Consider the following 24581-nt stretch of genomic DNA (forward strand, 5'->3'; position numbering starts at 1 on the left):
TTCTATGCGTTCCGTAGGAACATTGACACGCGCCGACCTGGCCGAAACAATCAATCACAAGATGGGTTTTTCGCGCGCTGAGAGCCTCGACCTGGTCGAAGCGATCCTTACCAAAATGTGTGAAGCCATGTCGGACGGAGAAAACGTCAAGATTTCCGGCTTCGGCAGCTTTGTGCTGCGCGACAAGAAAGAACGGATCGGCCGCAACCCGAAAACGGGTGTCGAAGTGCCGATTACTCCGCGCCGCGTAATGACATTTCGCGCCAGCCAGAAGCTTAAAGAGCGGATCGCGAACGCTTCGTGAGTGGTGCAGGCTCCTCCAAAGGGCCGCATTTCGATGACGGAAAAGCCGATAGCGCCATGCGCACTATCGGTGAGGTGTCTGCTGCTTTTCGCCTGAAACCCCACGTACTGCGTTATTGGGAACAGCAATTCCCGATGCTCCAGCCGTTGAAACGCAGCGGGGGCAGGCGGTTGTACCGCGCGGATGACATCGCAATGGTCGAAACCATTGATCGGCTGGTCAATCAGGAAGGCTATACGCTGAAAGGCGCGGCAAAGGCGATTTCGGCAGGTAATGTGGATAATACTGCGCCTGCTGCGTCTGCCATACCGCGCGGCACGACGATGGCGATTCCAGAAACGGCTGCAGAGGTCGCGCCTGCTGTGCGCCCGGGCGGCCCCGGGCCCGAAGTCACACAGCAATTGCGCGCTATCAGAGACCGCCTGGCTGCCGCACTCAACTGATTGGCTGCAGCGTCAGGCGGTTACAGCTTCCACCAGAGCTTCCATGCTTGGCCGCGCATGCAAAATCCGCCTGTGGCCGAGCCCATCCAGCGTGCGAAGCTGTACCTGTTTCCCAAGCCGAGCGAATTTTTCTGCCGCGTCATAAGTCACTTCAAGATCATCGCGCGAATGCAGGATCGTGATCGGATTGGGCCGATCCCCCAGCAGCAAGTTACCGTCCATTGCATCCAGGTCGACGCCAAATGGTGCGACGACAGCGCTTTCGAAGATGGTTTGCGTCTCCCGGCTCAACCCCAATGCGGCGGCGAATTGCGCCGTAACATCAGCGAGCCGATTGGGTGAAGCGATGAAATGGAGGCGCGTTTCGTCTGTCAGACCGGGGGACAGGTCGCTGGCCAAGGCGAGTGTCGTAACAGGGCCGCCAAAACTGTGCGCGATAACCTGATCAATCGGCCCGTGCCGTGTGGCAACTGCGCCCAGAACAAGGGCGCAATCCATCATTTCAGCCTTGCGCCCGCTGGATTTCCCGTGCGCCGGCAAGTCAAATGCGACCACGTCATACCCCAATGCGCGCAAGTGTTCGACCGGGGCAGTCATGAAGGCCGCTGCACTTGTCCAGCCGTGAACCAGCAGAACCGTGCCGCGCCGCTGCAGGGCGGAATGCGCGAACCGATATGTCGCAATACGGTAACCGTGCGCGCGCACCATACTGTGTTCGGCCTCTACCAGTTTTCGCCGTGCGCGTTGTGTCAGGCGCTTTTCTGCATCGGACCGGATGGCCGGTGGCAGGGGATGCGTGAACAGGAACAGCGCGGCGCCTCCAGCCAGACGCGGGCTGACTGCCTGCAAGCGGGCGAAAAGACGCTGGATCGAAACCATTGTTGTGACCTGCCTGATAACAGTGTTATCATTTGCTCCTCATTCTCGCCGTCGTCAAGAGGTGTCAGCATGACCAAGCGTGAAACATTGATAGCCGCAGCCGCGCAAGCGATCGAAGATATGACTGTCGAAGGCATGACTGTGCGCGAAGTCGCTCGGCGGGCAAAACAATCGACGATAGGAATTTATCGCAATTTTTCCGGCAAGACCGGCCTGCTCGATGCCCTGTTTCTGCGCGGATTTGAACGGCTGGGATCGGCTGCAAGTGCTGCTGCTGCCAGCGGAGGGTCAGCGCGCGATGCGGTGATGGAGACCATTAGCGAGTATCTGGACCTCGCCCGGTCACAGCCGCAGCATTACCGATTGATGTTTTCACCAGCAACGGCGGGTTTTACGCCCACTAGCGAGGCGCGCAGCATCGCTTTTGCCAATTACGCTCGGTTTGTGGAGTTGGTTGAGCGCCTTCCTGGCCGGGAACGTGATGCGCGCCAAGTGGCGGGCGACCTGTTTGCGCTGGTCCACGGTCACGTCGCACTTCGCGCGCAAAATTTCGGTCCTGAGGCTGAACCGTCTCAATGGATTGCGCGCATCATGGCAAGCGTGGAGCGGCAGCTGGAGATGCTTGGCCGTAGCGCTGCGCAGTAATCAATTGCCCTGTTCAGGCCCCAAAGCAGGATCAAGATCGCGTGGACGGGCAAAATGCACAAGCTTCCCGCACCCGGCTGAAATGTCATCCCAGCGATCGATGTCCAGATCAAACACGGCATAGGCCGATGTCGGATATTTCTGCATGACTTCGTTGAACAATTCGTCCTCCCCATCAGGCGGGACAAGCACGAGAGCGAGTTCCTGAAGGCCGGGATTGTGCGCGGCAAGCAGAATGGCCTCGGGGTCACCCTTAACCCCTTTCAGCAAACCGATGAGCGTAGATGAATCTGCAAGATAGGCGCTTTCTTCAAACTGGATGGGCAGATCGAGACCGCTTGCCTCCAGCGTGCGCTTCACCCGTTCGGCTGAGCTGGCGAGCGCCATATCGAAGTTCGCCCCGGTTTTGCGGATGTGATCCCCCATCAGCGCTGCACCTTTGCGGCCACGATCATTCAGCCCGCGATCGAAATCGCGCAGGCTCATATCATCCCAATCAGATTTGGCGTGTCGCAGCAGGCCGAGGCGTTTCAAGAGTGCGCATCCTTTTCGAGTTCGGCCTGCATGTTAGAAACACCCGTTGCGACCCGTTGTAAAGCCTCATCCAGCGTCAACCGCGTGATGGATACACCTTGCGGGAAGGCCGATAGCAACCGCGAAGGGAAAGCGGGGGAGAGGACGATAAAGTGGCCCTTGTCATCCCGGCTGCGGATCAGGCGCCCAAAGGCCTGCGCCAACCGCCCGCGAATGATCGTATCGTCATAGGCAGAGCCCCCGCCAGCCGCACGGCGGGCGCGGTGCAGGATACTGGGCTTGGGCCACGGTACCTGCTCCATCACCACACAGCGCAGCGATTCACCCGGCACATCGACACCGTCCCGCAGGGCATCGGTGCCAAGCAGGCTGGCGCGTGGATCATCGCGGAATATGTCTACCAGCGTACCGGTGTCGATGGGGTCGACGTGTTGGGCAAACAGCGGAAGGCCGGCGCGTGCAAGGCGGTCTGCAATCCGGCCATGCACTGCGCGCATCCGGCGGATCGCGGTGAATAGGCCGAGCACGCCGCCCCCGCTCGCCTCGATAATGCGGGCATAGGCTCCGGCAAGGCCTGCAAGGTCGCCTTTCTTCACATCGGTGACGATGAGCACTTCGGCGTTGCTTGCGTAATCGAAGGGGCTTTCGGCTTCCGCGACGCGTGGCTGCACTTCGATATGCGCCGCGCCCGATCGGGCGATCGCGGTTGCCCAATCGCGGCCTTCGGGAGTGCGATCGGTCAGCGTGGCACTGGTCAGCATTACGCCGTGCGCGCCTTCCAGCACAGTGCGGGCGAATGGCTTCATCGGATCGAGGAAGCGCCGGTGCAGGCCAATATCGAATTCGCGCGCTTCGTTACGATCAACTGCGAGCCAATCGACGAATTCGCCGTCTGCCGGTCCGCCAAGCCGGCCGAGCAATGCTTCCCATGCCGACAATGTGTCGATCCGCCACGATAGAGAAAAGCGCGCCCCTTCGATGCGGGCGCGGCCCTGTGCATCCAGCCAATCGGGCGCGTCTTCCAGCATCGCTTCCAGCCGCAGGCCCAGTTTAATGAGCGGGACGCGGATTGCCGAAAGCGCCTGCGCGGCAGATTGTGCATGTTCGATAAATCGCCCGTCCAGCCCGGCGGCTTCTGTCTCGATGCCATATCCCGCAGTCGCAGCACCGCTTTCATCGCGGGCATAGGTTACGGCGCGCACAGCGGCGAGGAGCACTTCGATTTCGCCGGAGGGTGCGTTTTCAGCCAAGCGGGCAAGCCATCCGTCGGTGGGCAAGGCTGCTGCTGCATCGCAGGCGGCGGCGATGGCTTCACCGCCCGCCTCGTCATAGCTGGCTACATCGGCGAGCCTAGCCGAAAGCCCGCGTCGCCGCCCTTTTGATCCGCGTTCGGGACCGACAATCCAGCGGCGCAGTTCAATTGCTTCCTGACCTGTCAGCGCGGCGGCAAAGGTGGAATCAGCGGCATCGAAAACGTGGTGCCCTTCGTCGAACACGATGCGGGTGGGACGCTGCGCATGGTCCCGCCCGCGCGCTGCATTGACCATCACCAACGCATGATTGGCGATCACCAGATCGGCCTGAGCGCTGGCCCGCGCGGCACGTTCGATGAAGCATTTGCGGTAATGCGGGCACCCGGCATAAATGCATTCGCCGCGCTGGTCCGTCAGGCTGCGGATGGCACGCGCACGGAACAGCGTTCCGAGCCAACCGGGCAAGTCGCCACCGATCATATCGCCGTCGCGGCTGTATGCCGCCCAGCGTGCTACCATCTGCGCCAGAATTGCTGCGCGCCCGCCAAACCCGCCTTGCAGCGCGTCTTCCAGATTGAGCAGGCAGAGGTAATTTTCCCGCCCCTTTCGTACCACCACAGGTCGGCTGCCATCGGGGCGGAATTCCGGCCAGGCGCGTTTGCTTTCATCGCGGAGTTGGCGTTGGAGGTTCTTGGTGTAAGTGCTGACCCAGACCGTGCCTTGCGCTTCCTGAGCCCAAAGGGACGCCGGGGCGAGATAGCCCAGCGTCTTGCCGATTCCAGTGCCCGCTTCCGCCAACAGCACATGCGGTTTGGCGCGCTTTTCGCGCGGGGAGAAAATCGCACCAACTGCGCCGGCATAGCTGCGCTGGCCCACACGTTTTTCCGCGCCGGACCCTGTCAGCCGGTCAAGCTGGCTATGGATGGCATCTTCACTCAATGAAACATGTGCAGGCTGCGGGCGCTCCGGGCTTTCTTCCCATTCTGGCAGGCGGGAAAACAGCCATTTTTCTGCCTTTTCCGGCTGGCGCACATGCGGAGCGATAATTTGTGCCCATGGCCAGCGCATGCGCCCAAGCGATTGCAGCGCGCTCCAAGCGCCTTCGCGTTCGGCCCAATCGTCAGCTTCGCATCGGGCAAGCAGCACACCTGCTGCCATTTGCAGGAATTGCGGCACTGCCGCGCCGTCCTCCGGCTCTGCCAGATCCAGCGCGTCGGCAAGGCCCTTGGCAGTCGGCACGCAGAACCGCGCAGGGTGGATAAAAGCAAACAGCTCCAGCAGATCGAGGCCTGATAAATCGGGATACCCAAGCCGCGTTGCCACCAAAGGCGCGTTCATCAGCAAATGCGGCGTATCGGCGGCGGCCATTACGGCCTCGCCCTTCGCTACACCGCGCGTTTCGCCATTGGGGCTGCGGATCCAGCTGCCGGCATGGCTGGCGTGGATCGCAGGCAAAGGAACCGGCTGAGGGGGCGGGGCGGGCATCGGCGCCACTATCCTGCGAGAGAACGGAATGTAAACATCTGCTGCGCCGTTCTCCCTGTGAAACATACTGCAACGCGGCGCTGAACACCAGAACCGCTCCGGTCGTAGCTTCGGCCGCATCTGCAAAGGTACAGTCGGCAATTCGGCCCGCCGCAATTCGCTTTCGGCTTGCCCCGATCGGCACCGTCAAAGTCCTGAAATTTCAACACAGCGTCCGGGGCTCTCGATCCGTTCAGGATAGACGCCAGGCTGCTATTGTATAGGGACGCCGTCATGAATGGAATTCGATTGAACCGTTTCGCTGCAGCTGGGGCGCTTGGGGCGCTGCTGCTGCACCTGCCTGTTGCGGGGCATGCGCAGGATGGACAACAGCAGCCAAGTCCGACACCTGCGCCCGTGTTAACTGATCCGCGAATTCCAAGTGATTTTTCACTACCGGCTAGTGACGATGCGCCACAAATCGTTGGCCCTACGCGGCCCGCTGACGCTCCTCCGCGGCAGACCGTTGTTCCGCAGGATATTCCGGCAACTGCTCCGAATGAGCAGGCCATACGTCAGCCTCAAGGTCAGCCTGAAGTGAGGCGGCCTGCTCCTGTGCCTCCATCGTCCCCCCCGCGTGATATCGGCCCGGAGGAGAGGCAGCAAAGCGGGCCTGACGCAGTAGCTCTGCCAGACCCGGAGCCGGATGGCGAAATTCTGCCAGACGATACGACCGTGGCATTGCCGGATTCCGGTGCCGACGCGGCTGCGCCCAGCGCTCCGGTTGATGGCGTTACCGAACCCGTTGTCGCGGACGATCCGGGTCGTTTCGGGTCAATAATGATTGCACTGCTGTTCGCGCTGCTTGCCGGTTTTGCGCTGTTCATATTCCTGCGCAGACGCACCGCAGCGCAAGTCACGCCGGTAGGCAAAGCGGGAGCTACGGGACCGGAGCGGCCAATCCTGCCGGCCTTGAATCCAAAGCCGCAAGCGGCCCCCATAGTTCCATCCGCGCCAGTTGCCTCGCTATCGCCACAGACAGCCCCGCAATCTGTATCGCAGTCAGATGGCGGCTTTGTTCATTCCCGCGCGAACCAACCTGCGCGCGCAGAGCGCGGCGGCCTGGTAACGATCCCTTCGCCCGGCGCGCGAAGGACGATGGACGGGTTGGTCACAACCCGCGCGCCCGGTGCCCGATCAAACGAGGTGCAAGGCAAAGACAGCGGGTTGGCCAGCGGGCTCGTTACTACAAACCTTGCGCAAAAACGCCGCGACCAAGAGGCTCAAACGCAGGCTCAAACGCAGGCTCAAACGCAGGCTCAAACGCAGGCTCAAACGCAGGCTCAAACGCAGGCTCAAGCTCGGGCACAAACGCAGGCACTAGCACGGACGCAGGAAGAACCTCCCGCGCCGCGCCCGGTCGCCGTCAAACGCAATATCTCTTTCGACTGGAGCTGATCAGCCTTCGTTGCTGAATTTCCCGACGGTCTTTTGCTCCACGCGCAGTGCATCGGGGAACATGTTAGTGACGATGGGGAAGGGGATGCCGATCCCGGCATTGTCGAGCGCCTTCTTGATCGACTTGATCGCCAGATGGCGCGCCTGCCATCCATCGCGCGGCTTGGAGCCGGACCAGAAGCGGATTTTGAAGTTGATCGAGCTGCCGCCGAATTCGATCGCGTAAACTTCCACGCCTTTTTCCATATCGATCCCGTCCAGTCCTTCGACAGCGCTGCGCAGGACTTGCTCCGACTGGTCCAGATCAGCGGTGTAGTCGACGCCCACAATAATTTCGGTACGCGCACGCTCATCATCGGTGAGGATTTTGACCGGGCTTTTGAAGATCATTGCGTTGGGCATGATGGTAAGTTCGTTGGACATCTGGCGCAAATGCGTTTCGCGTAAGGTTATGTTCTCAACCCGCCCGATGATGCCTTCCACTTCGATGACATCGCCGATGCGCATCTTCTCGCGCAGCATGATAAGTACGCCGGCAAGGAAGTTTTCGAAGATGTCCTGAAAGGCAAAGCCGATGGCAACTGCGCCGATACCCAGACCTGCAATCGCGCCGGCGGGGGTAAAGCCGGGGATCGCAACTGCTGCTGCAATCAGGATGCCGATCAGCCAGATCGCCAGCTTCACCAGTGTCTCCACCAGCTTCTTCAGGCTGGGGCGCATCGAAGTGTTGCCGATCAGGCGATCTGCAATGCCGGTTGCAAACTTTGCGACCAGCCAAGTGATTATCAATACGATTAAAGCGATCACAAGGTTTGGCAGGACCGCGACGAAGCCTTGTGCCATGCCCTGAACCTGATTTTGCAACGTATCGATGTAATTCACGTAATTTCCCCGTTTTGTTTTGAACGTAACGAGGTGCCCCTTGGCAAAGTTCCAAAATGTTTCGCACTTGCGAAACGGATGCGCTTGGGCAAAAGCCGTTTCCATGTTCAGCACAGATCTTATCGAAGCCGCCCGCAGCTCCAAGGCATGGCCTTTTCAGGAGGCGCAGCGGCTTGCCAAACGTTTCCGCGATGGGAAGAGGGCACAGGACGGCACGATTGAACCTGTGCTTTTCGAAACTGGCTACGGGCCAAGCGGCCTGCCGCACATCGGTACGTTTCAGGAAGTGCTGCGGACCACGCTGGTGCGCAAGGCTTATGAGATTGTCGCTGCAGATCGCGAGGGCAATCCTGCGCCCACACGGTTGGTGGCATTCAGCGATGATATGGACGGACTGCGCAAAGTACCGGACAACGTGCCAAACCAGGCCATGCTGACCGAGCATCTTGGCAAGCCGCTCAGCCGCATTCCCGATCCATTCGAAAAGTTTGAAAGTTTCGCTGCGCATAACAATGCCATGTTGCGCGATTTTCTGGACCGGTTTGAATTTGATTATGAATTCGTGGCGGCATCGGACCGTTACAACACGGGCGCTTTCGATGATGCGCTGAAGAATGTGCTGCGGCACAATCAGGCGATCCTCGATATCATGGTCCCAACCCTGCGAGCGGAGCGCGCGGCGACTTACTCGCCGATCATGCCGATCAGCCCGGTCACGGGTGTGGTTCTGCAGGTGCCGGTAGAAGTGGTGGATGCCGATGCCGGGATTGTTCGCTTCACTGATGAAGACGGCAGCGTGATCGAACAAAGCGCTCTGGGCGGTATGGCCAAGCTGCAGTGGAAGGTCGATTTCGCCATGCGCTGGGTCGCGCAGGGCGTTGATTATGAGATGTACGGCAAGGATCTGACCGATACCGGCGTGCAGTCCGGCCGCATTGCCAAGGTGCTGGGCGGGCGCAAGCCAGAGGGTTTAATTTACGAGCTGTTCCTCGATGCCAATGGCGAGAAGATTTCAAAGTCGAAGGGCAATGGCCTGTCGATAGAGGAATGGCTGACCTACGGCAGCGAGGAAAGCCTTGGCCATTACATCTACTCCAACCCGAAAAGCGCGCGCCAATTGCATGTTGGCGTAATCCCGCGCGCGGTTGATGAATACTGGCAGTTCCGCGCCAGCATTCCCGATCAACCGGTTGAAAAGCAGCTCGGCAATCCGGCGTGGAATCTGCTGCGGGTAAAGGACGCCAGCGGCGCGCAGCCTCCGGTGGGGGCGGGCGATACTCTGCCCGTGACATATGGACTGTTGCTCAATCTGGTTGGTGTGCTCGGGGCAGAGGCGGACCGGGAGCAAGTATGGTCCTACCTTGCCAATTATGTCGAAGATGCCCGGCCTGAAGCGCATCCTGATCTGGATGTACTGGTGGGCAAGGCGCTCGCCTACAATCGCGATTTTGTTGCACCTACGCTGCAAAAGCGCGCGCCCGAAGCGAACGAGGCGTCCGCGCTGCGCGCTCTCGATGCGCGTTTGGCCGATGTGCCTGCCGACATGGCGGCAGAGGATTTGCAGACTATCGTGTATGAAATCGGCAAGGATGAAGCGCACGGGTTTGAAAGCCTGCGCGACTGGTTCCGTGCCCAATATGAAACGCTGCTAGGTTCAGCCCAGGGGCCGCGTATGGGCAGCTTTATCGCGCTTTACGGTGTTGAAAACACACGGCGACTGATTGCCGAGGCGCTGGCGCGTTAGGTTTGGCTAGAACCACTTTTTGGTGCGATACCATTTCGTGATGATGTACTTGCTGCCTTGCAGAACGGGGCGGCCGGCATGCATGGTTTTGAGGTTTGTAATGCCTTCGGGGTCCGCATTGTTCCATGCCAGCAAAACGCCTGGTTTGGGATCGATTGACAGGCCGATATCGGTAAAATCCGTTGTTCCGCCTGCTGCAACTTCATTCAGGAATACCATTGCGGTGTAGCTGCGCTGGCCGCCGCGCTTCATTTCCAGTTCCCAATAGCTGGTATCGGGATGAAACCAGTCATGGTGAGCCTGGAATTCCTGGCCCGGCATGTATCGCTGTCCCTGAATGGTCTCGCCATATTCGGGCTTGATATCGAGCAGATCGTCGATCCGGCGGTTGATCTTTTTCACGAAGGGATCGTGCGGATCGACATCGCCGGAATAGGATGTGCGGTAGCCGTCTGAATACTCCAGATCGAACACCCGGCTGGGCTTTGCTGTCGCGTCGATCAGCTCCATCATCTTGGCGCATTCAGCAGGCGTCATGAAATCGCCGATGGCGTACAGTTCCACCTCTTCGCTCGGCACTTTGTAAGCGGCAGGATTGGCGGCGAGGCGTTCGCGCACCTTTCGCCCGACTCTTTTCAGGCCGCTCTGGTCGGCATTATCCGGAATTTCGCTGTTCGTACCCGTTGTCATGGCTCACGCTTTTTCATTGCTTTGCGGCCTGCGCAAGTTCAGATTTGCTTCTGCCAGCCAATGGGGAGAGGATATATGTCCAAGCACCAACGCTATTCCGGTGTCGCGATGCTATTCCACTGGGTGATCGCAGGGCTGGTTATTCTTAACTGGCGGCTTGCGGAAAATGCCGAACATGCAGCCGCTCGAGCTGAGAAAATAGCCATCTTTAATGATCACAAGGCTGTCGGAATTACGATTCTGGCGCTTACAATCGGACGGTTGGCATGGCGGCTTTCCCACCCTGTTCCGCCGCTACCGTCAGGATACGCCAATTGGGAACGGATCCTCGCCCGCTCCACCCATGTGATTTTCTACGTATTGCTCATCGGTTTGCCGATTGGCGGATGGCTGGCCAATTCCCTTGGCGGGCAGCAAATCGAGATGTTCGGCCTGTTCACTATCGGAGCCTTGCCGGTCGGCAGTAACGAAGGGCTGTCAGAGGAAATCTTCGATCTCCACAAGACCGGCGGAACAATCATGATCTATCTGGTCGGACTGCACGTTCTGGGCGGGTTGAAGCACACATTCTTCGATAAGGATGGCGGCATTTTCCGGATGTTGCCGTTTGGCAAAGTTGGCCCGCGAAGCAGTCTGTAACGGCGAAACCCCCCATCCGTTAGGACGGGGGGCCATCACCGGCCACTCGCTCCGGCAATGTATGTGTCGTCACATCACCAGAAGAAATCGTAGATCACGTCGACCACTTCGCCGGTGTAAATATCCACCAGTATCACGTCGTCGTAATAGCGAACCCAGCGGTAGGGACCGTACACATCCGGCAGGCGATACTGCCACGGATCGTTGATGTAATACCGCGAGGAGAAGAACAGGCTGTCGAGATACAGGCCAATGTTCAGACGCCGGTAGCTGTAGTTCCGATAAGGCGAATAATAACGCCCCAGGCGGAAGGTGCTGCGATTGTTGTAACGGTAGCTGTTCCAATTGTACCGATTGTTGCTGCGCCACCGTTGACGATCCCACCGGCGATGTTCGCGGCGCGACTGCTCACGGCCCTGACGGTAGCCATCGCGGTACGAACCATTGCGGTCGCGGTAGTTGCGATTGTCACGGTCACGATAGTTGCGCTGATCCCGGTTACGGTAATCACGCCTGTCCCGGTCACGGTAATCACGCTGGTCCCGGTTGGTATAGGTGCGGTTCCGATCACGGCTGGTGTAGGTCCGGTTGCGATCGCCGCGGCTTTCGGTCCGTCCTTGCTGCTGCGACCGCTGATCACCGCGGCGCTCCACCCGGTTGGCCCGGCCTTCGGCGCGGCGTTCGACCTGGCGCGCGATCTCACGCGCCTGCCGCTGGCTATCCTGACGGTTGCCGCGGTTATCGGCATTGCTGCGTTCACGGTTCACGCGGTCGCGGGTGACCTGCTGTTGCTGCGCGCCACGATTATTCGTCCGTTCCTGCCGGTTATCCTGTCGCTGCGTCTGGCGTTCCTGACGGTTGCCTTGGCTTTCCTGCCGGTTGCCCTGGCGCTGTGTCTGGCGTTCCTGACGCTGCGGCTGGCGCTGGGTTTGGCGCTGGGTTTCGCGTTGCGCCTGGCGTTCCTGCCGGTCAGCATTATTCGGACGGCGATCTTCGCTGCCACCACGCCGGTTCTGGCGGGCGTCGCGGTTGCCGCGCCGATCCTGGCGGGTCTCCCGGTCCTGCTGCTGATCATCGACCGCAGTATCGGTCGCAGTATCGGTCGCAGCCGCCATTGCAGGGATAGCGGGGACCGCCATCGCGGCTGCCATTGCGGCCAGACCACTGGATTTCAGTAAGATTGCGAGTTGCATTGCAACATCTCCTATGTTGACCAATGCCGCCCGAGTGCTGCGGCCCTGATGCGTATCTATTTGTATTCGATGTATCCATTTGTAGCGATTCGTTCTGACCGGCAACTGAACCACTCGTTTAGCCTCCCGTTCATGTTGGATACGCTTTATCTGAACGCGGCTGACCTTGCCCTGAAGGCATTTGGTCGGCAGGGGAAGGCGTAATGACAAGCTTTTCAGATATCGCCGCGGACATCACGAGCCGCCTCTCCGACGGAGCAAGCAATCGCCGCTCTGCCATGCATACCGCCGTTGTTGCCACCACCGATGCCGAATTGCGGGTAATGGTGCTGCGCGGGTATGACGCGGCCACCATGACGCTGCGCTTCCATACCGATGCGCGCTCGCCCAAATGTGCAGTGGTGGGGGATGGCTCACCCGTGGGCGTATTGTTCTATGACAAGCAGGCGAAGATCCAATTGCGCTGCAAGGGCACCGGCCGGATCGAGCGGGATACACCGGCAGCCGGTGCAGCATGGGACGAAAGCACCAATTTCGCCAAACGATGTTATCTGGGCGAAGGTCCGGGCGCGCTGACCTTTGAACCATCGTCCGGACTGCCGGAGTGGATCGAAGGCAAGGAACCAACCGCACAGCAAGTCGCCCCGGCACGCGTCAATTTCGCTGTGCTGCTGGTGGAACTGGCGCAAGTGGACTGGTTCTACCTCTCCAACGACGGCCACCGCCGCGCGATCATCGATATGGCGAGTGGTGAGGGGCAGTGGATTTCGCCGTAGCTGATGGGTTTGGGTGACAAAGGTTACACTGCGTCACCCCGCAATTTGGCAGGAAAAACATTTCACTACAGCGGTTTAGATGTGTTTCCAACAGGGTGACACTTTGCCGGCTGAAACGCGGGTCAGCGTGAGCGGGCGGGATTGGACGATGTGAAAGAGCCATCGAAGGGGATGGCGGCTTTCGGGCGTTGTAGGGAAGGGCGCGCCAAACTTAATACCTGCACTGATGAGAACATTTCTTACACGGGCTTTGCCGACGCAAAATCCTCAATGCCGACATCTTGCGATGCCTCTATCTGATCCATGGCTCGCCTTAGGGGCGTTGAGCAGACGAGGATTATTACGGCGCCGAACATCGATATTCCTGCATTGAGCCACCAAAATTGCACTGCACCCATTGGTTCATAGAACCGCGCGATATAGCCCGCACCAATCGCACTGGCGAATGCCGTGAGGTATGCTGCTGCCATCATCATCCCTCTCGCACTATCAGGCGATCGCCGTGACACGATGGCCAGCACCTGTGGCCACGCCCACATAAATGCGATGCCCGACAGGCTGAACGAAAGCACAGGGATAATGATCGACACCTTGCCGCCAGCTTCAATTTGCATCGCTCCCACAGCTAGCACCGTACAAGAGAGCGCCGTGATCGCAGCCGCAATGCTCATCTTACCGAGATCTGTCGGTTCCGTGCCGCGTTTTGCTTGCCATCGCCAAAGGCCGACAAGGAACGGCACAATAAGGATCGAGGCAAGCGAATCGATAGACGCGAACCAGGCAACCGGGACATTGCCGAAGGGTGAAGAAAGGTCGGCATGGTCAGCCACCCAGAGCAGCCCGACATTGAATAACTGGTCCCATGCGACCCATTGAAACATGGTCAGCGAGATCACGACTGCGACAAGGGCGATCATCCGCCATTCCTTACTTGTCACAGCGGCTGCTTCGCTGCGCGTCGCCTTTGTCGGTTCGTCCGCATAGTGCCGCATCCCGGCGAAGTAGACCGCGGCGGATGCAACCATCACCACACCCGCCGCAGCAAAGCCGGTGTGCCAGCCATAGATTTGCGCCAGCAGACCGCAAACGAGTGGCCCAATTACCGCGCCAATGTTGATGCCCGTCGAAAATAAGGTGTAGCCGCGCGATCGCAGCGCTTCATCCGCCTTCGGGTAAAGCTCTCCTACCTGCGCGGCGATATTGCCTTTCAGGCAGCCGGAGCCCAGCACCAGCAAAAGAAGGGCGATCAGGAAAGTGACGTCGAAAATCATGGCGAAATGGCCAGCCGTCATCAGCAGTATGCCAATCATCACCGTTTTTCTCGGGCCCAGCCAGCGATCGGCAATAAGCCCGCCGAACAACGGCGTGAAGTATACGAAGCCGGCATAAAGGCCGAACAGCTGGCTGGCGAAAGCCTGCGTGCTCATCGGACCAAACATGGATTCCATCACGTTACGGAAACCATCCATCCCCAAGACGGTGTCGACACGGTCCGAAATCAGCAAGTCCTGCACCAGATACAGGATCAGCAGGGCGCGCATTCCGTAAAACGAAAACCGCTCCCACAATTCTGTGAAGGAAAGGAACAACAGCCCTTTTGGATGGCCAAGCCAGCCCGTGTCAGCCTTAGCTGTGCTGCTACTCATAGATAATTCCCCCCAGAAAGGGATACCTATGAGGGGAGCATCTCCAAAGTCAAACGAGTAGGCGGCAAAGACAAATCGTTATTGCCAATAACGAAATTCTTCACCGCCCGTAATTACCGAGTCAGCTTCTTGTAAGCCAGCTTCGTTGGCCGGTCAGCCGCATCGCCCAGACGGCGGCGCTTATCTTCCTCGTAACTCTCAAAGTTGCCTTCGAACCATTCGACATGGCTGTTGCCTTCGAACGCCAGAATATGCGTCGCCAGACGGTCAAGGAAGAAGCGGTCATGCGAGATCACCACGGCGCAGCCGGCGAAGTTTTCGATGGCTTCTTCCAGGGCTGACAGTGTTTCCACGTCCAGATCGTTGGTCGGTTCATCTAGCAGGAGCACGTTACCGCCTTCTTTCAGCATCTTCGCCATGTGGACGCGGTTGCGTTCACCGCCGGACAGTTTGCCGACGTTTTTCTGCTGGTCGGAGCCTTTGAAGTTGAACGCGCCGACATAGGCCCGCGTCGAAGTCTCGTGCTTGTTGACGGTCATGTAATCCAGCCCGTCGGAGATTTCTTCCCACACGTTGTTCTTCGGGTTCAACTGGTCGCGGCTCTGGTCGACATAGCCCATGTGCACTGTCTCACCGATTTCCACAGTGCCTTCGTCGGGCGTTTCCTTGCCGGTCAGAATCTTGAACAGCGTAGATTTACCCGCGCCGTTTGGCCCGATCACGCCGACAATGCCGCCCGGGGGCAGCATGAAGGACAGGTCTTCAAACAGAAGCTTGTCGCCGTAGGACTTGGTGATGCCCTTGGCCTCGATCACCTTGCCACCAAGCCGTTCGGGCACCTGGATGACGATCTGCGCCTTGCCCGGCTTGCGGTTGGCCATTTCATCCTGAAGCTGATCGAACTTGCGGATACGCGCCTTTGACTTGGTCTGGCGCGCGGCGGGTGTTTGCCGCATCCATTCCAGTTCGCGGGTCAGGGCCTTCTGGCGGCCGCTTTCTTCGCGGTTTTCCTGGTCCAGACGCTTCGACTTCTTTTCCAGATAGGTGCTGTAATTGCCTTCATACGGATAATAGGTGCCGCGATCGAGCTCCAGAATCCACTCCACCACATTGTCGAGGAAGTAGCGATCGTGGGTGATCATCAGGACAGCGCCGGCATATTCTTTCAGGTGGTTTTCAAGCCACTGGACGCTTTCGGCATCAAGGTGGTTGGTCGGTTCATCAAGCAACAGGATATCGGGCTTTGCGATCAGCAAGCGGGTCAGCGCAACGCGGCGCTTTTCACCGCCGGACAGGCTTTCCACTCCGCTGTCGGACGGCGGGCAGCGCAGCGCCTCCATCGCGATTTCGAGCTGGTTGTCGAGCGTCCACCCGTCCACCGCGTCGATCTGCGCCTGAAGTTCCGCCATCTGGTCGCCCAGCGCTTCAAAATCTGCGTCGGGTTCTGCCATCTGCGCAGCAATCGCGTTGTAGGCATCCACCTTGTCCGCCGTTTCGCGCGCGCCGTCCTTGACGTTTTCCAGCACCGTCTTGCTTTCATCAAGCTGCGGTTCCTGCGCCAGATAGCCGACTGTAATATTCTCGCCCGGCCAAGCTTCGCCCGAAATGTCGGTGTCGATCCCGGCCATGATCTTGATCAGCGTGGATTTACCCACGCCGTTCGGGCCGACGATGCCGATTTTCGCGCCGCGATAGAATTGCAGATTGATGTCCGACAACACCGGCTTTGGCGCGCCGGGGAAAGTCTTGGTCATGTTCTTCATGACATATGCGTATTGAGCGGCCATCGGGCGGGTCCTTCGTCTCGGGTATTTGGTGGAGTTTGATTTGCCTCCCAGATAGGGGCTGCGGGCGCGGCGGGCAAGGTGGCGTTTGCGGACCGGAGAAACGAATTGCCGGAACGAATTGCCGGAACGATTTGGCGGCGCTGCCGGTTGGTCAGGCATGTTCCTGGATAATACGCTGTACGACCTGCTGCTGCGCGGTCTCATTCTCGGTATGATCGCCCTCGCGTTCGTGGTGGTCCAAATCCGGATTGTCGGGCTGCGGTCGCTGTCCAAGATGACGAGCTTCGATTTCGTGATGACCGTGGCGCTCGGTTCGCTTGTCGCGGGCGCGGCCCAAGCGAGTGAGTGGACCGGTTTCGTGCAGGCAATGCTGGCGATGGCCGGCCTGTTTATCTTTCAGGTGATCGTGGCGAAGCTGCGCAAAAGCAGCGAGACTGTGCGGGATATGCTGCACAATGATCCGATCCTGCTGATGCGTGATGGCAAGATCGACCATGCTGCGCTGAAACGCTCACGGGTTGCGGAAAGCGATTTGCGTGCGAAACTGCGCGAAGCGAACGTGCTGGATTACAGCAAAGTGCGTGCGGTGGTGCTGGAGACTACAGGCGATGTTTCCGTGCTGCACGGCGACACGCTTAATGACGGGCTGCTGCAAGACGTGGCAACCAAGTGAGCATGCGGTTCCACAAGTCGGTATTGCCCGAGGCCGGCAAAGCCTCACATAATCCGGCATGAACACAATCGCTATCATCGGGGCCGGGATGGCCGGACTTTCGTGCGCCACACGGCTGGCAGCCGCGGGCCATACCGTCACCGTATTCGACAAGGGCCGCGGGCCGGGAGGACGCATGGCGACGCGCCGAGCAGAGGTTGCTGGCGAAACACTGCTTTTCGATCACGGCGCGCAATATCTCACTGCCCGCGATGATCGCTTTGCCCGGCAGGTAGCCGAATGGGAAACCTCCGGCGTGGTGGCGCGCTGGCCCGCTGCAGGACAGGGTGCGTTCGTCGGCGTGCCCGGCATGAATGCGCCGATCAAGGCGATGGCTTCGGGTCTGGATGTGCACTTTGGCAACCGGGTTGAAGCTTTCGGCCAATCTGGGGCTGGTTGGCGGCTTGATGGCGAAGGCCTGCCGGAACATCTGTTCGATACAATTCTGGTGGCAGTTCCGGCTGAACAGGCAGGTCCGCTGCTATCGGCGCATTCGCCCGACATGGCGCGCATCGCAGATCGGACGGTGGCAGGCCCGTGCTGGACAGTGATGGCGGCATTCGAAAGTGCGCTGGATCACGGGGATACCATTCAAGATGCCGGTGCGATTGGCTGGGCTGCGCGAAACTCCGCCAAGCCGGGCCGCGGCCACGAAGAGTGCTGGGTAGTGCAGGCATCGCCTGACTGGAGCCGGGAATATCTGGAAGAGGAGGCCGATGCGGTCATCCCCTTGCTGCTTGAAGAATTGCGCGCCCGTGTTGGCGGCAAACTTCCTGTAATCCGCCACGTCGCCGCACACCGCTGGCGCTATGCTCGTAGCGGAGCCGCAGGACAGAGTGCTGTTTGGGACAGGGAAGTGCGCGTCGGCGCGTGCGGGGACTGGCTGATCGGACCGCGCATCGAAGACGCTTTTATTTCCGGTCTGGAACTTGCCGACAAGGTTTTGGCCGATGGCTGAGGTGCCGGGAAACCAGGTCACTGTAAACCGGATCACTGTGTGGTATGATGGTGCATGTCCGCTATGCCGCCGCGAAATCGCTTTTATGCAGCGGCTCGATCGGCGCACTGCGATCAGATTTGTCGATGTGAGCGAGGGGCAGCCGGAAAGCTGCCCGATCTCGCAGGAAGACTTGCTTGCGCGCTTTCATGTGCGTGACAATGGACGTATTCTATCAGGAGCTGCCGGCTTTGCCGCAATGTGGCGCGCGATCCCCTTGCTTCGCCCGTTGGGTGAACTGGCACGCTTGCCCGTGATGAACCGCGTTTTCGAAAAGCTTTACTCAATATTCCTGCGTTTCCGACCACGCCTCCAACGATGGGCGAACAGGGGATGATGCATCCCGATCCAGATCCTGTTTCTCCCGGTCAGGAAAGCGTTTGGGGCTATCCAAGACCCGCCGTTGCTGAACAGACCGGGGTCCACATCGTTATCGAACATACCGGCATGACCATCGCCGATACGCGCAATGCTGTGCGTGTGCTGGAAACAAGCCACCCGCCGAATTACTACATTCCGCCCGATGACATTGCACCGGGCGTATTGCGCCGTGCGGCAGGGTCTTCCATGTGTGAATGGAAGGGCGCGGCAAGATATTGGGATATTGTTGCAGGAGATGCCGTGCTGGAGAAGGTCGGCTGGTCATATCCCTCGCCCACCCCAGCGTTCCATATATTGCGCGATTACCTTGCCTTCTACGCTGCTCCCTTTGATCGCTGCATCGTCGATGGAGAGACAGTTATCCCGCAGCCGGGGCAATTTTACGGCGGGTGGATCACAAGCAAAGTTGCAGGCCCGTTCAAAGGCGTTCCCGGCAGCCGCTTCTGGTAGTTAATTTGATCTAAACTCCAGATATCACGCATTTATGCTGCATTTTTTTACAACCCTTATACAACCGTTAACCTGTTCCCCATAAAGCGGTGGTTCCGTTCCATGGGGGGAATATGAACGAGCAGATTCTGGGTTTGACAGCGCCGCTGATGGCGTATGTCTTCTCGGCAGTTTTTGTAGCGCTGTGGTGGCGCGGCAGGCTGGGCAAGCACGTGCTTGCCTTCGGCGCTGCATACGCGCTCTTCGCCACCGGCTTTCTTGTCACTCACATACTGCCAACCGGCTCAGCCTATGTGTTCTACGCAACGCAGGCGTTCTATTCCGCTTCGGCGATCCTGCTGATCTGGGGCACGTGCAGCCGCGCGGGCCGCCCCGCCTTTCTAGGCGTAAATGCCGCGATCTATGGTGTTGCCTTTTGCGCTTTGACAGCCGCTGTTCTGCTTTCGAATGACGCCGGACCACGCCTGATTATCCTCAATGCCGGATATGGCGCGATGTTTCTTGTGGCGCTGGTGTCATTGCTGGGGGCCAGACGCCGGTCGTTTATCGACACGGCAATCCTATGGATCGTGGCACTGCATACCATTGATTTCATGGTTCGACCGATGATCACCGTGCTGGCCGAAGGGGCCATCCCGGTCGGTGACTACCGGCAGTCGAATTATTATTCGATCATCAATATCGTGCTGATGGTGAAAACGCTCAATACAGCGATCGTGCTGATCGGGGCGTCGATCTTCGATCTGATGCAGGCCTTCCGCGACCGTGCCGATACAGACGGCCTTACCGGCCTTCGCAACCGAACCGCTTTTGAAACGGCCATTGCCGGCCCCATCGCAAATGCCGCGCAAGCCCGCGAACAGGTGAGCCTTGTCATCGTGGACATAGATCATTTCAAGCAGGTGAATGACCTTTGGGGGCACCAGGCAGGTGATGAAGTCATCGCCAGTTTTGCCGGTCTTTTGCAGCAGATGATACGCGATGATGACATTGCCGGGCGCATTGGCGGCGAGGAATTCTGTTTGCTTATTCGTGAATGCTCTCCGCTTGATACGATCCGGCTAGCAGACCGTATCCGCATGGCCTTTGCGCAGATGATCCATCCCGCGATTGGCGAAAACATGCGTCTGACAGCCAGCTTCGGTGTTGCGCATCTGCGCGGCCGGGAAAACTATCACGAATTGTTCGGCCGCGCCGATGCTGCGCTTTACCGGGCGAAAGGCGGTGGCCGGAACCGGGTGGAGAGCGAAGATCAGGCAAATCAAGCACCTGCCGTGATGAAGTGCGCCGCAGCGGCCTGATACGACATCTGGACTTGCCGTGCGCGTGCAGTTAGCACTCGGCCCCATGCACAAACACCTTCTTGCGCTTTCTGCGCTCCTCCTCGCCGTTCCCGCCACTGCCAGCGCCCAGCGCTATGATGCCCGTTACGGTCTTGAGCCGGGGGCACATGATGAAATTGCGTGGGATTTCCTTGAAGGCATCACCACAGAAGTCGGCCCGCGTCTTGCCGGTACCGAGGACGAGGCACGCGGGCGCGCATGGGCGATTGAATGGCTCCGGGAACGCGGCTTTGCCAACGTTGTGGACGAACCTTTCATGCACAACACGTGGGTTCGCGGCGAAGAACGCGCCCGTGTCACTGGCCGGTATGCGCAGCCATTGGTGCTGACAGCGCTGGGGTACAGCGGTGCTACACCTGCTGAAGGGATCACCGCCGAGGTGGTTCATCTTGCATCGATCGACGCGTTGCGCGCTGTTCCTGATGGCAGCCTGGCTGGCAAGATCGCGTATATCGGCCATGCGATGCGCGCGACGCAGGATGGCTCTCATTACGGTTATTTCGGATCACCCCGCCGGCAAGGACCCGGCATCGCTGCGCAAAAGGGCGCTGCCGCCATCCTGATCCGCTCTATCGGCACTGACACTGACCGCCTGCCGCACACCGGCGCGACCAGTTGGCCGGATGGCACGGTGCCCATTCCGGCCGCCGCATTGAGCAATCCGGATGCTGACAATCTCGAGCGTATGCTGGAGCGCGGTGAAACCGTTTCGATAGACCTGGTGCTCACACCGCAGTTCCTCGGCATGACGCCAAGCGGCAATGTCACCGGTGAAATCATCGGCAGCGATCCTTCCTTGCCGCCAGTGCTGCTCGCCTGCCATCTGGATAGCTGGGATACCGGCACGGGCGCGATCGATGATGCTTCGGGCTGCGCCATCGCTGCTGCGGCCGCGTTGCGCGTTGCGCAGGAAGGCCAGCCGCTGCGCACGATACGCGTGCTGTTTGCAGGTGCCGAAGAAACCGGCCTGTGGGGCAGCGCCGCCTATTCTGCGGCCCATGCGGACGAAAAAATCGGCGTCGGCCTCGAAAGCGATTTCGGCGCAGGTCTGATTTGGCGGCTGGAAGCCAATTTTGCACGCTCCAACCCCGGATTGTTCCAGCAATTGGCAAATGCGGTGACGCCGTACGGCGTCGTGCCCGCCCCGCAGATCCTTGCAACGGGCGGCGCGGACCTCAATATCGTGCGCGATCAGGGCGGACCGATTATCGATCTGCAACAGGATGGCAGCCGCTATTTCGATTTGCACCACACCGCCAATGATACTCTGGACAAGGTCGATCCGGCGGAACTGGCGCAGAATGTCGCCGTGTGGACCGCAGTTGCAAATGTGCTGGCGAACGAGCCGGGCGATATCGCCGGGCCGGGAATCATCGCGGGGGAATAGCGCGAGGCTGCCAAGCGCGCTTGCCCCTTTGGGACGGAGCGTTTACTGGCACGCCGGCACGAATGGCTGGCAACCTGTTGGCAAATTGCTCACGGGGGCCTGTAGCTCAGTTGGTTAGAGCTGGCCGCTCATAACGGCTAGGTCGCGGGTTCGAGTCCTGCCGGGCCCACCAGCCCTTCGTGCACCTTTCCCTTCAGCTTTGCCGCGGCCTCGTTCCGGCGGCAATTTCCGGGCAGTCTGCGGCGACCAGCCGCTGATTGTCCCAGCGTTCGATATAATAGGCCTGATGCGCGGCCATCTGGGCACAGGCGATGTTGATGCCATCGGCATACACTACTGCCAGTGTCCGCCCGTATCGGTCACGGCCCAGCCTGATGATCGAAAGATCAGCATCGGCCATCAGGCTTTCCAGCGCGCGGGTGGATGCCCTGCCATCACCTTCCACACATTGCCTGCCGCTTCTGCATGCGCGCGTCTCCGGCGCATCTATGCCGGTGATTCGGATACGTTCATCGCCGCAGCGAATCGTATCTCCATCGGTGACGGAACAGGCGAGGGCGAGTGCTATTGCTTCTGCTATCATGCAGCGCGGGGTAAACCTGCCGTATTGGCACATGCATGCGGTTCAGCCTCCGCATCGGAGGTTTAGATTACGGACAAATACGTAAGCTCTCTAAGACTTTCTTCGATTGTGTAGGTTTCTTGCTTGCACCGGAACGGCGCTAATCCTAAGGGCGTTCTCGGTCCGGGGAGTGGCGCAGCCTGGTAGCGCATCTGTTTTGGGAACAGAGGGTCGCAGGTTCGAATCCTGTCTCCCCGACCATTTTCTTTTTTGGAAGTCTAATCCGCCCCTTCGGGGCCTAGCCCTCGGTTGGCTTCCGCACGCTGCCACGTTCCACCAGACGGACCGGAACCCTGCACGCGTCGTCTGCCTTTTGCTTTCCCAGCGCCTTTCGTGCCAGCATTACGCCAGCCTTGCGGAAATCAGGCTCCACCGTGGTCAGCGGCGGATTGCTGTGCGCTCCGCTACCCAAGCCATCGAACCCGATGACGCCGACATCGCCGGGAACTGCAATGCCGCGTTCCTGCAAGGTTTCCAGCACCCCGAATGCCATTGCATCGCATGAACAGAAAATGCCGTCGAAGTCGCGGCGACTGGTAATCAGGGCTGCGGCAGACTTGCGGCCCTGTTCTGCCCGCATCGCAGCGGGTTTCCAAACGGGCGGCCCTGCTTCCAGCCCGTGTTCGCGCATGACCTCGACATAGCTTTCATACCGTTCGCGAAACTGCTTCTGCGTTTCTGCCGTGTCGCCGATAAAGGCGATCTGGCGATGCCCGCTGGCGAGCAATCGTTCGACGGCAATCCTTGCGCCCGCGCAGTTGTCCGCATCCACCCGGTCATGATCGGTGAAGGGCGATCCCCAGCTGGCTACATCGCTGCGGCTCAAGATGGGATGATGATAATCCCACGCGGCATCATTGGTACTGGTGCCCAGCAAGACCATGCCATCGGCCTGCCGCGTTTCTATGAAATGCCGGTCAAAATGTTCAGGTTCCGACTGGAAGCTGACGAGCGCCTGATAACCCATTTCCGATGCGGCGGCGCAGGTGCTGCCCAGCAAATTGTAGTGAAACGGATTTATCTCCGTCGCGTCCATGCCTGGCCTTGCGACCACAATGATGGCGATGGTGCGGGTTTTGCCGCTACGCAGCCGCGCCGCGCGCGCATCCACGCGGTAGCCCAGCGCATTGGCGGCTTCCTGCACGCGGGCGCGGGTCTGGTCTGTAATCGACGGGTCACCGGACAATGCGCGGGAAACCGTGGATTGGTTGACCCCGGCACGCTCCGCCACTTCAAAAGAGGTAACACGGTGTTTGGCTGGCTCGTCAGTTGGCATAATCGCGCCACCCTAGCGCCGGATTCGCGGTAGTCCACCTTGCCGCAAACTCATCTTTCGATCGACAGCATCACATCTTTGACGCTCGATGGCTTCACACCGCGCTGATTGAGATAGGCAAACACCCGCCGCCACCAATCATACAGATTATCCAGATCCTGTTCGGTGCGGACATAGGGCGTATCGCCGGGGCGCAGCGACGGGCTGTGGAAAGAAAACATCAGCAGCGGTGCGCCATCATCGAGCGCAATATCGATGCCGCGAATCGCCTCTTCGACGCTCACGCCTTCCGGCGTCAGTGGAACACGTTCAAGCATCCCGGTTTTCGACAGCAAGCCGCGCATGGCAGGCGCACGCCACAGCCGCGGGTAGATGTAATCTCCCTGCCGCCGCAACATGCCCCAGAATGATGTGGTGAGCGGCAATTCCAGCAGCGTGTGTTCGTCATCCACCCAATAGGGGTAAACCGGATGCTCGCGATAATCGGGGCCACCGACGGCGGTGTAATCGAATTTCGGGCGCACGGACGTGTCGACCGCAATACCTTTTTCGACCAGAATTTCGGCGGTATTGGGGCCAGCACCATAACGACCGGCGCGATAAATCAGCGGTGCGATGCCGAAATTGGCCTCTATCGTGTCGCGCAATCTGCCGATTTTGCTTGCCTCCAGGTCGGCGGGAAGGTTGCCAGCGAAGGAATTTGCCTGCGTGACCTCCTCTTCGTGTGGAGGATTGACCCAGGGGTGCAGCTGGACCCCGATCTCTGCCATACCCTGTGCCAGCGGCTCTTTCAGAATGTCTGCTGCCAGCTTGGCATTGGCGATGGGCCAATCGACCAGATAGACCGGTACCACTTTCTGATGTTCGCAAAATACCTGAAATTTGGACAGCCGGCCGACATGTTCGATGCCGTGGGTATCTCTGGTAAGGGGTTTGTCCCAGTCGAATTCCTCTTCGGTATCGACTGTGAGCATGAATCGCGGAATCCGGTCCCGAAACCGGGCGCGGCTGCTGGCTTTTGGCGTATCGAGCAGGCTACGCATCGCCAATTGGCTTCTCCAAAAATGTTTGCGAGC

At 59.4% G+C, this 24581-nt stretch carries 24 protein-coding genes and 2 tRNA genes; 15 read left to right on the forward strand and 11 right to left on the reverse strand.

Going from position 1 to position 24581, the window contains the following annotated elements; genetic code table 11:
- Positions 1 to 4: 4 nt before the first annotated feature.
- Positions 5 to 304: an integration host factor subunit alpha gene (locus AB731_RS11115; RefSeq protein ID WP_162199488.1), complete on the forward strand. Its 300-nt coding sequence runs from the start codon at positions 5 to 7 to the stop codon at positions 302 to 304.
- A gap of 56 nt (positions 305 to 360) precedes the next feature.
- Positions 361 to 747 carry a MerR family transcriptional regulator gene (locus AB731_RS11120; protein WP_047094073.1) on the forward strand — a complete coding sequence of 129 codons (387 nt, stop codon included), beginning with the start codon at positions 361 to 363 and terminating at the stop codon, positions 745 to 747.
- Positions 748 to 759: 12 nt separating this feature from the next.
- Here the strand turns inward: AB731_RS11120 and AB731_RS11125 are convergent, their stop codons facing one another.
- Positions 760 to 1626 (reverse strand): alpha/beta hydrolase, encoded by an 867-nt coding sequence (locus AB731_RS11125; protein WP_052769025.1) that lies wholly within the window; start codon positions 1624 to 1626, stop codon positions 760 to 762.
- A gap of 69 nt (positions 1627 to 1695) precedes the next feature.
- Between AB731_RS11125 and AB731_RS14005 the strand changes: the two genes are divergently transcribed.
- Positions 1696 to 2271, forward strand: a complete 576-nt coding sequence (locus AB731_RS14005) for a TetR/AcrR family transcriptional regulator (RefSeq protein WP_047094072.1) — start codon at positions 1696 to 1698, stop codon at positions 2269 to 2271.
- Here AB731_RS14005 and AB731_RS11135 read toward each other — a convergent pair whose 3' ends face one another.
- The gene (locus AB731_RS11135; protein WP_047094071.1) at positions 2272 to 2805 is read right to left on the reverse strand and encodes a SixA phosphatase family protein; all 534 of its coding nucleotides are present in this window, start codon (positions 2803 to 2805) and stop codon (positions 2272 to 2274) included.
- Positions 2802 to 5543, reverse strand: coding sequence for an ATP-dependent DNA helicase (locus tag AB731_RS11140; protein ID WP_047094070.1), 2742 nt, complete (start codon positions 5541 to 5543; stop codon positions 2802 to 2804). Before AB731_RS11140 ends, AB731_RS11135 begins: the two co-directional genes overlap by 4 nt.
- A gap of 273 nt (positions 5544 to 5816) precedes the next feature.
- Between AB731_RS11140 and AB731_RS14010 the strand changes: the two genes are divergently transcribed.
- Positions 5817 to 6980 carry a hypothetical protein gene (locus AB731_RS14010; RefSeq protein WP_156167448.1) on the forward strand — a complete coding sequence of 388 codons (1164 nt, stop codon included), beginning with the start codon at positions 5817 to 5819 and terminating at the stop codon, positions 6978 to 6980.
- Here AB731_RS14010 and AB731_RS11150 read toward each other — a convergent pair whose 3' ends face one another.
- Positions 6981 to 7862, reverse strand: a complete 882-nt coding sequence (locus AB731_RS11150) for a mechanosensitive ion channel family protein (RefSeq protein WP_047094268.1) — start codon at positions 7860 to 7862, stop codon at positions 6981 to 6983. It lies immediately after the preceding gene.
- A 103-nt stretch (positions 7863 to 7965) separates the two neighbouring features.
- Between AB731_RS11150 and AB731_RS11155 the strand changes: the two genes are divergently transcribed.
- Positions 7966 to 9606, forward strand: a complete 1641-nt coding sequence (locus AB731_RS11155; protein ID WP_047094068.1) for a lysine--tRNA ligase — start codon at positions 7966 to 7968, stop codon at positions 9604 to 9606.
- A gap of 6 nt (positions 9607 to 9612) precedes the next feature.
- Here the strand turns inward: AB731_RS11155 and AB731_RS11160 are convergent, their stop codons facing one another.
- Complete coding sequence (locus AB731_RS11160; RefSeq protein ID WP_047094067.1) at positions 9613 to 10296, reverse strand: prolyl hydroxylase family protein; 684 nt, start codon at positions 10294 to 10296, stop codon at positions 9613 to 9615.
- 75 nt (positions 10297 to 10371) lie between these two features.
- On the opposite strand from AB731_RS11160, the gene AB731_RS11165 reads away from it, so the two are divergent.
- Complete coding sequence (locus AB731_RS11165; RefSeq protein WP_047094066.1) at positions 10372 to 10935, forward strand: cytochrome b; 564 nt, start codon at positions 10372 to 10374, stop codon at positions 10933 to 10935.
- Between the two features lie 74 nt (positions 10936 to 11009).
- On the opposite strand, the gene AB731_RS14140 is transcribed toward AB731_RS11165, so the two are convergent.
- Positions 11010 to 12128 carry an RcnB family protein gene (locus AB731_RS14140; RefSeq protein WP_047094065.1) on the reverse strand — a complete coding sequence of 373 codons (1119 nt, stop codon included), beginning with the start codon at positions 12126 to 12128 and terminating at the stop codon, positions 11010 to 11012.
- 203 nt (positions 12129 to 12331) lie between these two features.
- Between AB731_RS14140 and AB731_RS11175 the strand changes: the two genes are divergently transcribed.
- The gene (locus AB731_RS11175) at positions 12332 to 12904 is read left to right on the forward strand and encodes a PNPOx family protein (RefSeq protein WP_047094064.1); all 573 of its coding nucleotides are present in this window, start codon (positions 12332 to 12334) and stop codon (positions 12902 to 12904) included.
- A 239-nt stretch (positions 12905 to 13143) separates the two neighbouring features.
- Here the strand turns inward: AB731_RS11175 and AB731_RS11180 are convergent, their stop codons facing one another.
- Positions 13144 to 14550 (reverse strand): peptide MFS transporter, encoded by a 1407-nt coding sequence (locus AB731_RS11180; RefSeq protein ID WP_047094063.1) that lies wholly within the window; start codon positions 14548 to 14550, stop codon positions 13144 to 13146.
- Positions 14551 to 14663: 113 nt separating this feature from the next.
- Positions 14664 to 16337 (reverse strand): energy-dependent translational throttle protein EttA, encoded by a 1674-nt coding sequence (ettA, locus tag AB731_RS11185; RefSeq protein WP_047094062.1) that lies wholly within the window; start codon positions 16335 to 16337, stop codon positions 14664 to 14666.
- A gap of 157 nt (positions 16338 to 16494) precedes the next feature.
- Here ettA and AB731_RS11190 point away from each other — a divergent pair, with 157 nt between their 5' ends.
- The 7 genes from AB731_RS11190 to AB731_RS11220 all read left to right on the forward strand — a co-directional run bounded on the left by AB731_RS11190 (position 16495) and on the right by AB731_RS11220 (position 21779).
- Positions 16495 to 17010 (forward strand): DUF421 domain-containing protein, encoded by a 516-nt coding sequence (locus tag AB731_RS11190; protein WP_047094267.1) that lies wholly within the window; start codon positions 16495 to 16497, stop codon positions 17008 to 17010.
- Between the two features lie 58 nt (positions 17011 to 17068).
- Positions 17069 to 18007 carry an NAD(P)/FAD-dependent oxidoreductase gene (locus tag AB731_RS11195; RefSeq protein ID WP_047094061.1) on the forward strand — a complete coding sequence of 313 codons (939 nt, stop codon included), beginning with the start codon at positions 17069 to 17071 and terminating at the stop codon, positions 18005 to 18007.
- The gene (locus AB731_RS11200) at positions 18000 to 18383 is read left to right on the forward strand and encodes a thiol-disulfide oxidoreductase DCC family protein (RefSeq protein ID WP_047094060.1); all 384 of its coding nucleotides are present in this window, start codon (positions 18000 to 18002) and stop codon (positions 18381 to 18383) included. Before AB731_RS11195 ends, AB731_RS11200 begins: the two co-directional genes overlap by 8 nt.
- A complete protein-coding gene (locus tag AB731_RS11205; RefSeq protein ID WP_047094266.1) occupies positions 18383 to 18877 on the forward strand; it encodes a DUF427 domain-containing protein in 495 nt (164 codons plus the stop codon). The genes AB731_RS11200 and AB731_RS11205 overlap by 1 nt, the downstream gene beginning before the upstream one ends.
- 113 nt (positions 18878 to 18990) lie before the next feature.
- The gene (locus tag AB731_RS11210; protein ID WP_047094059.1) at positions 18991 to 20178 is read left to right on the forward strand and encodes a GGDEF domain-containing protein; all 1188 of its coding nucleotides are present in this window, start codon (positions 18991 to 18993) and stop codon (positions 20176 to 20178) included.
- A 46-nt stretch (positions 20179 to 20224) separates the two neighbouring features.
- On the forward strand, positions 20225 to 21607 hold the full coding sequence (locus tag AB731_RS11215; RefSeq protein WP_047094058.1) for a M20/M25/M40 family metallo-hydrolase: 1383 nt from the start codon (positions 20225 to 20227) through the stop codon (positions 21605 to 21607).
- 95 nt (positions 21608 to 21702) lie between these two features.
- Positions 21703 to 21779, forward strand: a tRNA-Ile gene (locus tag AB731_RS11220).
- 21 nt (positions 21780 to 21800) lie between these two features.
- Here AB731_RS11220 and AB731_RS11225 read toward each other — a convergent pair.
- The gene (locus tag AB731_RS11225; RefSeq protein WP_047094057.1) at positions 21801 to 22190 is read right to left on the reverse strand and encodes a thermonuclease family protein; all 390 of its coding nucleotides are present in this window, start codon (positions 22188 to 22190) and stop codon (positions 21801 to 21803) included.
- 163 nt (positions 22191 to 22353) lie between these two features.
- Here AB731_RS11225 and AB731_RS11230 point away from each other — a divergent pair.
- A tRNA-Pro gene (locus AB731_RS11230) sits at positions 22354 to 22430 on the forward strand.
- Positions 22431 to 22467: 37 nt separating this feature from the next.
- Here the strand turns inward: AB731_RS11230 and AB731_RS11235 are convergent.
- Positions 22468 to 23505: a LacI family DNA-binding transcriptional regulator gene (locus AB731_RS11235; RefSeq protein WP_173425756.1), complete on the reverse strand. Its 1038-nt coding sequence runs from the start codon at positions 23503 to 23505 to the stop codon at positions 22468 to 22470.
- Between the two features lie 50 nt (positions 23506 to 23555).
- Positions 23556 to 24548, reverse strand: a complete 993-nt coding sequence (locus AB731_RS11240) for a polysaccharide deacetylase family protein (RefSeq protein ID WP_047094056.1) — start codon at positions 24546 to 24548, stop codon at positions 23556 to 23558.
- Positions 24549 to 24581 lie beyond the last annotated feature (33 nt).

The organism is Aurantiacibacter marinus (genome assembly GCF_001021555.1).
In the GTDB taxonomy this organism is placed as follows: Bacteria; Pseudomonadota; Alphaproteobacteria; order Sphingomonadales; family Sphingomonadaceae; genus Alteraurantiacibacter; species Alteraurantiacibacter marinus.

What these genes read in the sequence shown, in the direction of transcription:
- AB731_RS11115 (WP_162199488.1), top strand. Translation starts at nt 5, where the DNA reads ATGCGTTCCGTAGGAACATTGACACGCGCCGACCTGGCCGAAACAATC.
- AB731_RS11120 (WP_047094073.1), top strand. Translation starts at nt 361, where the DNA reads ATGCGCACTATCGGTGAGGTGTCTGCTGCTTTTCGCCTGAAACCCCAC.
- AB731_RS11125 (WP_052769025.1), bottom strand. Translation starts at nt 1,626, where the DNA reads ATGGTTTCGATCCAGCGTCTTTTCGCCCGCTTGCAGGCAGTCAGCCCG.
- AB731_RS14005 (WP_047094072.1), top strand. Translation starts at nt 1,696, where the DNA reads ATGACCAAGCGTGAAACATTGATAGCCGCAGCCGCGCAAGCGATCGAA.
- AB731_RS11140 (WP_047094070.1), bottom strand. Translation starts at nt 5,543, where the DNA reads ATGCCCGCCCCGCCCCCTCAGCCGGTTCCTTTGCCTGCGATCCACGCC.
- AB731_RS14010 (WP_156167448.1), top strand. Translation starts at nt 5,817, where the DNA reads ATGAATGGAATTCGATTGAACCGTTTCGCTGCAGCTGGGGCGCTTGGG.
- AB731_RS11155 (WP_047094068.1), top strand. Translation starts at nt 7,966, where the DNA reads ATGTTCAGCACAGATCTTATCGAAGCCGCCCGCAGCTCCAAGGCATGG.
- AB731_RS11160 (WP_047094067.1), bottom strand. Translation starts at nt 10,296, where the DNA reads ATGACAACGGGTACGAACAGCGAAATTCCGGATAATGCCGACCAGAGC.
- AB731_RS11165 (WP_047094066.1), top strand. Translation starts at nt 10,372, where the DNA reads ATGTCCAAGCACCAACGCTATTCCGGTGTCGCGATGCTATTCCACTGG.
- AB731_RS14140 (WP_047094065.1), bottom strand. Translation starts at nt 12,128, where the DNA reads ATGCAACTCGCAATCTTACTGAAATCCAGTGGTCTGGCCGCAATGGCA.
- AB731_RS11175 (WP_047094064.1), top strand. Translation starts at nt 12,332, where the DNA reads ATGACAAGCTTTTCAGATATCGCCGCGGACATCACGAGCCGCCTCTCC.
- AB731_RS11180 (WP_047094063.1), bottom strand. Translation starts at nt 14,550, where the DNA reads ATGAGTAGCAGCACAGCTAAGGCTGACACGGGCTGGCTTGGCCATCCA.
- ettA (WP_047094062.1), bottom strand. Translation starts at nt 16,337, where the DNA reads ATGGCCGCTCAATACGCATATGTCATGAAGAACATGACCAAGACTTTC.
- AB731_RS11190 (WP_047094267.1), top strand. Translation starts at nt 16,495, where the DNA reads ATGTTCCTGGATAATACGCTGTACGACCTGCTGCTGCGCGGTCTCATT.
- AB731_RS11195 (WP_047094061.1), top strand. Translation starts at nt 17,069, where the DNA reads ATGAACACAATCGCTATCATCGGGGCCGGGATGGCCGGACTTTCGTGC.
- AB731_RS11200 (WP_047094060.1), top strand. Translation starts at nt 18,000, where the DNA reads ATGGCTGAGGTGCCGGGAAACCAGGTCACTGTAAACCGGATCACTGTG.
- AB731_RS11205 (WP_047094266.1), top strand. Translation starts at nt 18,383, where the DNA reads ATGCATCCCGATCCAGATCCTGTTTCTCCCGGTCAGGAAAGCGTTTGG.
- AB731_RS11210 (WP_047094059.1), top strand. Translation starts at nt 18,991, where the DNA reads ATGAACGAGCAGATTCTGGGTTTGACAGCGCCGCTGATGGCGTATGTC.
- AB731_RS11215 (WP_047094058.1), top strand. Translation starts at nt 20,225, where the DNA reads ATGCACAAACACCTTCTTGCGCTTTCTGCGCTCCTCCTCGCCGTTCCC.
- AB731_RS11225 (WP_047094057.1), bottom strand. Translation starts at nt 22,190, where the DNA reads ATGATAGCAGAAGCAATAGCACTCGCCCTCGCCTGTTCCGTCACCGAT.
- AB731_RS11235 (WP_173425756.1), bottom strand. Translation starts at nt 23,505, where the DNA reads ATGCCAACTGACGAGCCAGCCAAACACCGTGTTACCTCTTTTGAAGTG.
- AB731_RS11240 (WP_047094056.1), bottom strand. Translation starts at nt 24,548, where the DNA reads ATGCGTAGCCTGCTCGATACGCCAAAAGCCAGCAGCCGCGCCCGGTTT.